Annotated in this window: 8 protein-coding genes and 1 pseudogene; 5 read left to right on the top strand and 4 right to left on the bottom strand. The window is 43.3% G+C overall.

All coding sequences use genetic code 11. The annotated features are described in order from the left end of the window. Positions 1–505 precede the first annotated feature (505 nt). The 3 genes from AB4384_RS19205 to AB4384_RS19195 all read left to right on the top strand — a co-directional run bounded on the left by AB4384_RS19205 (position 506) and on the right by AB4384_RS19195 (position 3,427). A complete protein-coding gene (locus AB4384_RS19205) occupies positions 506–1,414 on the top strand; it encodes a dienelactone hydrolase family protein (protein ID WP_017059076.1) in 909 nt (302 codons plus the stop codon). A gap of 331 nt (positions 1,415–1,745) precedes the next feature. After that, on the top strand, positions 1,746–2,549 hold the full coding sequence (locus AB4384_RS19200) for a MetQ/NlpA family ABC transporter substrate-binding protein (RefSeq protein ID WP_017059075.1): 804 nt from the start codon (positions 1,746–1,748) through the stop codon (positions 2,547–2,549). A 197-nt stretch (positions 2,550–2,746) separates the two neighbouring features. Beyond that, complete coding sequence (locus AB4384_RS19195; protein ID WP_017065459.1) at positions 2,747–3,427, top strand: haloacid dehalogenase type II; 681 nt, start codon at positions 2,747–2,749, stop codon at positions 3,425–3,427. Positions 3,428–3,594: 167 nt separating this feature from the next. Here the strand turns inward: AB4384_RS19195 and AB4384_RS19190 are convergent, their stop codons facing one another. The 3 genes from AB4384_RS19190 to AB4384_RS19180 all read right to left on the bottom strand — a co-directional run bounded on the left by AB4384_RS19190 (position 3,595) and on the right by AB4384_RS19180 (position 5,273). Beyond that, positions 3,595–3,963 carry a hypothetical protein gene (locus AB4384_RS19190; protein ID WP_372129977.1) on the bottom strand — a complete coding sequence of 123 codons (369 nt, stop codon included), beginning with the start codon at positions 3,961–3,963 and terminating at the stop codon, positions 3,595–3,597. 15 nt (positions 3,964–3,978) lie between these two features. Next, positions 3,979–4,851, bottom strand: coding sequence for a patatin-like phospholipase family protein (locus AB4384_RS19185; RefSeq protein WP_372129978.1), 873 nt, complete (start codon positions 4,849–4,851; stop codon positions 3,979–3,981). An 83-nt stretch (positions 4,852–4,934) separates the two neighbouring features. Then, positions 4,935–5,273, bottom strand: a complete 339-nt coding sequence (locus tag AB4384_RS19180; protein ID WP_017059071.1) for a hypothetical protein — start codon at positions 5,271–5,273, stop codon at positions 4,935–4,937. Between the two features lie 317 nt (positions 5,274–5,590). Between AB4384_RS19180 and AB4384_RS19175 the strand changes: the two genes are divergently transcribed. Beyond that, positions 5,591–7,099 (top strand): DUF3360 domain-containing protein, encoded by a 1,509-nt coding sequence (locus tag AB4384_RS19175; protein ID WP_372129976.1) that lies wholly within the window; start codon positions 5,591–5,593, stop codon positions 7,097–7,099. Between the two features lie 108 nt (positions 7,100–7,207). Here the strand turns inward: AB4384_RS19175 and AB4384_RS19170 are convergent. Then, a pseudogene (locus AB4384_RS19170) lies at positions 7,208–8,074 on the bottom strand (hypothetical protein); the annotation flags it as partial. A 153-nt stretch (positions 8,075–8,227) separates the two neighbouring features. On the opposite strand from AB4384_RS19170, the gene AB4384_RS19165 reads away from it, so the two are divergent. Beyond that, the gene (locus AB4384_RS19165) at positions 8,228–8,824 is read left to right on the top strand and encodes a tyrosine-type recombinase/integrase (protein WP_372129975.1); all 597 of its coding nucleotides are present in this window, start codon (positions 8,228–8,230) and stop codon (positions 8,822–8,824) included. The last annotated feature ends 162 nt before the right edge of the window (positions 8,825–8,986 follow it).

Here is an 8,986-nt window from a genome sequence, read left to right as displayed (position 1 = left end):
CGCTAATCCGCGATGAACCTAAAAAAAGCGGCAATGAGCATCAGTAAGCCAAACGTTACAAGTTTCCATTTTTTTATCTGACGCAGAAGTTTCAACATCTATTTTATCTCTCATCAAGAAGGTTCTGATAACGCTAAGGTCGTCCCTATGAGAAAGATTATACCAGAGTAAAATCAAGCGTTTGCATTGAAACTTACTTGTCCATGTCTGCGGAAAATAAGCCTAGCTCTAATGTGCCCAACTTCGATTTAGAGCCTCCCTAAAAACAAACAATCATCACACCCGACTTCACTGACTTAACCCTCAAATCAACCTTGTATTGAATTGCTCCGTAAAACAAACCAAAGCGATGGAAATCGATTCGAAGTGATCGTTTTATCGGACTGTCATCTAATTTTTGTACTTTGATATAACAAATAGCTCAAAAGTTATTGAGCGATCGTTCAATTATATCAAATTTTCCACTATAGTTGATTGGTCAAACAACTCACAACAAGGAAAAGTTATGAATCCAAATACCGAATCTCAATCAACGCCGACTCGATCTATCCCTCAAGAAGCATTTGATTGGTACGACGAATATGCACACGGCCTGATTGATCGCAGAGAGTTTATGGCTCGTCTATCTGGGCTAGCTGTACTTGGCTTAACCATGACGACGCTAACTTCTGCACTGATTCCTAATTATGCGCAGGCAGAGCAAGTCTCTTTCAATGACCCTTCCATCAAAGCAACCTACGAGAAGTTTCCTTCACCTAAAGGACACGGCGAAGGCTATGGTTACTTGGTTGTACCCAAAGAGTTAGAGGGCAATGCGCCTGTTGTATTGGTCATTCATGAAAATAGAGGCCTCAATCCATACATAAAGGATGTGGCAAGACGACTCGCAGCGGCGGGGTTTATTGCGTTTGCACCTGATGCACTCTATTCGCTTGGCGGGTATCCAGGTAATGATGATGAAGGTCGAACGATGCAGAAGTCGCTATCAAAAGAGAAAATCGAAGAAGACTTTATCGCAGCGGCAAACTTCTTGAAGTCCCATGAAAAAAGTAACGGTAAGCTAGGCGCAGTCGGTTTCTGCTTCGGTGGCTATATCGTGAATATGTTGGCCGCTGTCATGCCAGAGCAACTCGATGCAGGCGTTCCATTTTATGGTACTCCTGCCGCACCAGATTTAAGAAAAAATGTAAAAGGCCCCTTGCTCATCCAATTTGCGGGAATCGATAAACGCGTGAATGCGACTTGGCCAGATTATGAAGCCGAACTCAAAGAGAACGAAGCAGACTACACAGCTTACATCTATGACGGCGTGAACCATGGCTTCCATAACGATTCAACTGGCCGCTATGCTGAAGAAGAAGCAGAGTTAGCTTGGAAACGTACACTTGAGTTCTTTAACCAAAAGCTTTCTTAATAGTTAGCTTTACTGAACCCGTTTTCTTTAGATTCCGAGTGACTGCCCTATTCCCTACAAAACCCAAAAGGCCTCGCACTCGCGAGGCCTTTGTTGGTCGGTAATCAGTTCCTCCCTTTTCCCATTACCAACAATAGGTTTGAGATGTAAACCAAGGGGGTTAGAAGGGGATTGTCGGTCGAGTCTCACGTACAGAAGCCTCGTTGATTCACTGACTTAACCGCTCATCAATGTAACTTCGCTTCAAACAAACCTATTGACCCGATCGCGCAAATAGATAATATAGATAGCTAGACGTCTACATGTCTTTTATTTATTAAATGGAGTTATCATGAACAGCTACAAAAAAATCACAGCATCCCTGTTGGCATTAGCTTTCGTATTCGGTGTAACAGGATGTGGAAAAAAAGACGAGGCTGTCATCAAGATTGGGGCGACAGTTGGCCCACATGCACAAGTTGTACAAGCTGTTGCCAAAGAAGCAGCAAAGCAAGGGATAAACATTGAACTCGTCGAGTTCTCAGACTATATCACCCCTAACGCAGCATTAGATGATGGAAGTATCCAACTGAACAGTTACCAGCATCAGCCATTCCTCGATAACTTTAATGCCAATCACGATAGCCAGTTAGTTTCTATCGGACGTTCAATTTTGATGCGTATGGGCGTTTACTCGAACAAGTACACTTCGCTTGATTCTATTCCCGAAAACGCTCGAATCGCGATTCCAAACGATCCAACGAATGGCGGGCGTGGACTATTACTGCTTGAAGATGCAGGGCTGATCTCATTAAAAGACAACGCTGGTTTCAACGCGTCTTTAAACGATATTGTTAGCAACCCGAAGAACATTCGATTTGTTGAAGTGGATGCCGCGCAGCTCCCCCGCTCTCTTGACGATGTAGATGCTGCTGCAATCACCATGAACTATGTAATGTCGGCTGGACTCGACCCTAAGAAACAAGGCATTTACTTAGAGAAAAAAGACGCACCTTTAGCAGTGATGGTTGTTGCAGCGCGAGAAGAAGACAAAAATAATGAAACGTATAAAAAGATTATCTCAATTTACCACTCACAAGAGATCAATGACTTTTTAGACAGCACTTTCAAAGGCACCATCGAAGCCGCAAATTAAGCTAAATCGTTTCAGATTTGGCGTTGCATGATACTCATAAAGCAACGCCAGATTTGAGTTGGCGGGTTGTCGTTGACGCATTCCAGCTTCTTTTCAAATTAGAGAGCAAAGCTTTAGTTACTTGAATGGAGGTTGAAAACCATATCGTCAGAGCAGGTTATGTAAGCATAAAATTCAATTAAATCTGGGGGCTTTGCATGAAAAAAGAAGTGATACTTTTTGATATAAACGAAACGGTTTTAAATTTGGAGTCATTACAGCCTAAATTTAAAGCGGTGTTTGGAAAGGAGGATGCATTATCACTTTGGTTTTCAAAGCTTTTACACTCTTCAACGGTTTGCATCGCAACAAACGTAAAATCTACTTTTTCTGAATTAGCGAATGCAGCGCTCAACGCTATTGCACAACGGTACAAGTGTGATTTAACGGCGGAAAGCAAAGGTGCCTTGTTAACTTCTTTTGCCAATCTACCACCGCACACAGATATTAAAGCGTCTTTGCTCAAATTGCGCGAGAACGGGTTTAAAACCGTCGCTTTTTCCAACTCATCCCTCGATCTCATCACTTCTCAAATCAAGAACTCAGGCTTAGAAGATTATTTCGACACCGTCATTTCCGTTGAAGAAACAGGCAGTTTCAAACCCAATTCAGATGTGTATAACTTTGCAGCCGAAACTTTAAAAGAGCCTGTCGAAAACCTTCGTCTTGTCGCTACTCATGATTGGGACACTCATGGTGCGCTATCCGCTGGCTTACAAGCAGCCTATATAGACCGAACAGGAGTTGAGTATCATTCCTTGTATTTGAAACCGGAGATTAGCTCAAGGACGATGAATGGTGTGGTGGAACAAATAATTAAGCACAATTTAGACAAGTAAAATCTCAAGAGACTTTTCTACTCCTGATTCGATACAACCACCCTGTAGTGGTCAACAAATTCCGGACACTGACTTAACCGCTTTGATCAACCTTGTGTTGAACTGCTCTGGTTATAGAGACGCTGTCGGTTACCTAAAAACTGCAGTTACCTAGCAACAAATATAAGCTAGAAACTACTGTAAGAATGAGGAACGCGTTTTTCTTCATCCCAGCCTAATAGCTCAATATTGATCAATGACTTGCGCTTCTCATTACACAGTGAAGCGATATTGATGATAGGCAGTTGGCTACGAAACTGCGCTGTAAGGATGACCTTTTTACTTTCGTTAAGGCTGCTTCTGCATTGCGACAAAATCGCTTCAGTATCTAGTTGGTGTGCGTTCTCGATAATTTGGATATCAGCATTCTCTTGATAGCAATCTATCAACCAAGATACAGCAGGCTCTTCTATGCTGGTGAGCACGATGACATCTTTTGTTGTGACCAATTCTTTGAGTTCAGATAGTTTGAGTTCAGTTTCCATAGTTACCCTCATTCAGCAGCAAATGCATTAAAGTCGATTGCCCAGTTTAGCCTGTGCTAAGTGGTAGCCTCTGTCGATCATCTCTTGTGAGCGATCAAACTCTAGGGTGCCACAAGCATTGCGTGGGATCTCAAGCGTGATATCGGCGGGGTAAGCGGCCAACTTTTGGCGAGCGATGGTCGATTGCATCGCATCAAATGCTTGGTTGGCAATATCGTAAAAAGCAAAGTTGAAGCTCATTTTGCTTTTTACACTGCTACCGAGGTTATCGATAAAATGCACAACCTTCTCATGCAGGTTGCTCTCTTTTGTTGGTAGGGAAACCGGTATCACTTCCTGTTGAAGCATTTCGGGTTCACCACCTAAGTTCACAGCCAGAGTAAAGTCTGTCTTATCACTAAAGGTAGGCGCAATCGGTACGGGATTGAGCACTCCGCCATCAATCAGCACTTCACCATTAATGACATGTGGAGTGAAGAACAGTGGCAAAGAGATGGAGGCGCGAATGGCATCAAACAGAGAACCGGATTGCAGCCAAACCTCTTTTTCTTCGGCGACGTTGGCAGCAACTGCGGTATAAGGGATAGGCAGATCTTCAATTGAAATCTCGCCGATCAGTCCACGCAGAGTGTCGATGATCTTGTCCCCTTTGAACATACCACTCGACTGCCATGAAAAGTCCAACAACATCGCCATATCACCTTGATCGATACTGGTGACCCACTCTTCAAATTCATCCAACTTGCCCGCAGCGTAGACACCACCGATAAGTGCGCCAATTGAACAGCCAGAAATGGATTTTATCTGATAGCCATGCTCAATTAACCAGCGGATGACTCCAACGTGAACCAAGCCTCTTGCGCCACCACTGCCAAGTACCAATGAGATCGTTTTTGCCATCATATTAATCCTTTAGTTTTAAATTCTAGGTGGGCTAACTCGCCGATTTACCAATTCGCCGATCTCAACTCACTGAATCACTCTCAGTCCATACGGGTAATGAAGGTTTGCTCGTCATCGACAAAAGCCACGTAGTCGCCGTGATAGATAAAAACCCGACCACGCCCTTCAACGATACACGCAAGCTGTGGGTTCAAATCTTCTTCAATATCTCTACTTTGAAAAGTGCCGGTATCGGTGATCACACCGCGGAGTTTAGGCAAAAATCCATAACTGCGTTTGGCTTGATCAATCAGGCTCAACTCGCTGGCGGTAGAAAAGCAAGCTGGGATTGGGCCTGCATCTTCGATAAACATAGTTTTCAGTTCTTCAAAGGCTGTAATTACCAGCCAGTCGATGCCATTTACGTGATGGATAAACATTGTTTATAAATACCTAGTTTCTCGATAACTCTAATGCGGAGATTCTATCACTATCAAGTGCAGAACGTGGGAGAAATTAAGGGACTACAAATAATCAGACACATACTATCTACAGGGTCTAATACTAGTCGTCCGACTCTACGACTAATGTCTAACCGACTGAGTCTATTTGTTTTTTTTGGTTTGGTATAAGGTACTAACAACTAAATGTTAATGAGTTTTTAATTATAAGTTGACGCATTGTTTGCGCTTCATACCGTGAGTCAACAACGTTTGTTGGAATAACACACCTAAGAGTGTGAACGAAAGGAATCAAAATGAGCACTACTTTAGAGTCCGCACATATACAAACAGAGAAGCCTCAAGCCAATGAGGATGAACTCACCTATGAACAACAACATAAACCAAGCTCAGAGTTTGAATCCCGAGAACAGTATCTAGAACACGAATTGCAAATCATGTCGCCTAAGCGCTGGCGTCCAAATTTGCCGTTTAAAGATTATCGATTTGAGATAGAAGACACCATCCCAGCGATGGCGGCGACCATTGGTAAAGTGGTTATGGTGGGCGCTATTGCAGCCACCTTTGCTGGGGCTCTCGGATTAAATGAAGACTTCATTCTAGAAAACGTTCGTTATGAACTCCTCATCGCCTCTGTTTTCATTATTATTTTCTCTGGCTTCCTGTTGCCGACCGCGAACCTCGCAGGTACACACGGTCCACTCATCCCGTTAATTCCAATTGTGGTTGCAGCAGGCGGACACCCTATGGCGTTTGGGTTATTGATTGGCGCTTTTGGCCTCATCTTAGCCATCAGTAAAGGTGGCAGCATGTTGGCCAACCTCACCAGTAAAGGCGTATGTGGCGGATTATTGCTCTACCTTGGCTTTGTTGGAACCGCTTCTCAAGTGAAAAAGCTGTTCGCTTGGGCTGAAGGGATCGGCATGAGTCATATTGCTTTTGTCGTGATCTTCTGCACCATCATTTTGTACGCGTTATTAGAACATTTCCGTAAGCGTTGGTTAGCCGTGCCTCTTAGTTGTTTACTGGGTGGTACGATTGCATTTGCCATGGGTGCCCCATTTGCTTTCCACACTGAGCCAGGCTTGCCTAACATGAACCCTATGTATTGGTGGGGCGAAGATACAGGTTGGATGCTAGGCCTGCCGACGATTGAACACTTCATGGTGGTATTGCCGTTTGCTATTTTAGCCGTGGCGATGTGGTCGCCAGATTTCTTAGGGCATCAAGTATTCCAAAAGATCAGCTACCCAGAACGTACCGAAAAAGTACACATGAACATTGACGACACCATGACCACGGCTTCAATTCGTCAAACGTTCGGCTCTCTACTTGGCGGTACTAACTTTACGTCTTCATGGGGGACTTATATCGTACCCGCGGCGATTGCTAAACGCCCTATCCCTGCTGGCGCTTTGCTAACAGCTCTGTTCTGTATCATCGCCGCTGTTTGGGGTTACCCGATGGATCTAGCTATCTGGCAACCTGTACTGTGTGTGGCGCTAATTGTTGGGGTATTTGTGCCATTGCTAGAAGCTGGAATGGAAATGACTCGTGAAGGAAAAACCACACAATCAGCAGCGATTGTTGTATTTTCTTCAGCGCTCGTTAACCCTGCATTTGGCTGGGCTCTCACCATGCTGTTGGATAACTTAGGCTTAGTCGGTTGTAAAGAGCGTAGTAGCGAACTGAGCAAGATGAGCCGTTGGGTGCTGCCAGGCATTATGTTCGTTGTGCTAACAAGTGTGATGGCGTTGGTTGGCCTTCTACCGGGAATCCCAGCGATTATCCCAAGTTTTCGCTAGGCTAGATTAACTTTAGTTTGAAAGCAAAAGGCCTCGCACACGCGAGGCCTTGTTTTATCTAAGTTTCAACGAACGATCACCGAAGCAATTTACAATGGTAAAACCACATCAACTCGAGAGCCATTCATCCAATACTTTGATGAATTTAGGATTAATGAGATAACCGATAGAAGCATGGGGATTGCTTTTTCCGTTGCGAATATTGAGGTTATAAACTGGGTGAATATCTTTCATTCCACCGGGTATCAGATCCAGCTTGAGCATATCTTTAAAGTCATTTCTAATTTTGCTGTCATGAGAGATAAAATCATCTTCTGCCGATATGTTTATCCATTGCTGAATGTTTAACGGGTACTTCTTCTCATCTTTCAAGCGGCTCCCCTTTAGCCTTTCTTTTACGTTTTCATCTCCTAACGGTGACCCGAGCGTAAGCAATAAGTTGACCTTCTTATCCGCACCATAGTCGTGTCTATACTCTCCGTAATGAGACAATTTCCATAACACGTCATAGCTGATCATCGACCCGAGACTGTGCGATACAATCATCACGTCATCTTGATCATCAAGCGCTTCCTTTAGTTCAACCATTAGCCTATGCCTGACATCGCTACCAAAATAGGTATCTTCATTCCAATAGTTCGCCATATCTGGCGCGACCTTCGTTATCAGTGTCTCAGCCACACCTAGCTTTCCAAATAGTGACGAAAAAGTATCTGCTAACGCCTCTTTCAGAAAACCAATTTTAGATACCTTGTTATACGTTGTTTTATTGAACTGGCTTGTCTTGTACTTTTTGAGTTCAGACAACGCTTGCTGACGACTTGCAGGGTCTTCCGTTGGTTTGTCTAACAATGTATTTGATAGCTCACCGTAATAGACAAACCGTTTATCGACATCTTTAAAAGCTTGTAACGAACTTGAGTCTCCACAACCTCGCTGCAAGCCATGTTCTATAGCCTCGTACCAAAGTGATTGAAGTGTAGTGGATGATTGATTTTGGCCCGCAGATTAGAGGTTTTGCAATACGTCAGGTAATTCGTGAAAAGCTAATTTAGGATAATCACTGCAAACTTTTGTCCATTTCCTTCCAACTAAAATCGTGATGACCAAATTAAAAAGGAGGTCATCATGGTAGTTTTCAACAAAACGAAACGAAGTGGCGTCAAAAAGCCTTTTCGGCTTGAGGAAATTTGGCGGATCAGAACCAGATTAGAAATTGAAAATAATTTGATGCAGCTTGCGTTGCTCAACTTAGCTATTGATAGCAAACTTAGAGCAAGTGATTTGCTCGTTCTCAGAGTTTGCGATGTATCTTCGCAAGATAGGATATTTAACCGCATTAAGCATATCCAGCGCAAAACAGATATTGAAGTTCAATTTGAGATAACGACAAGAACTCAACAGAGTCTAATGAAATGGATTTTGATGGCTTCGCTACATGACAGCAATTTTATTTTCCCAAGCCAAAGGCGAAAGCAACAACCGATTAGCTATTCGTACTATCGATACTTAGTGAGGAGATGGGCTTCTAATCTGGGGTTGGATCCTAACTTGTATGGCACTCACTCGATGAGGCGAACAAAAGCGACGTTAGTCTACGCAAAAACGAAAGATATCCGAGCGGTGCAGCTACTACTTGGTCATACCAAGGTAGATAATACAATCCGCTATCTTGGGGTTGAATTAGAAGATGCATTGTTGCTTTCAGAAGGTACTGAGTGTTAATCGAAAAGGAACCTAAATACTTAGGTGTTTCAATTGCTATTACGCTGAAAGTTGTTACCCATTCACCGCTACACTTGATTATTTTCAATACGTTAAGTGCAAATACTACTAATCTGTCCAAGGTTTAGAGGACCTTGAACAGATTAGGTATACACAAGCTTA

It is taken from the genome of Vibrio sp. 10N.261.51.A4, assembly GCF_041471945.1.
Taxonomy (GTDB): domain Bacteria; phylum Pseudomonadota; class Gammaproteobacteria; order Enterobacterales; family Vibrionaceae; genus Vibrio; species Vibrio crassostreae_C.
This window is presented reverse-complemented; position numbering and strand designations above follow the sequence as displayed.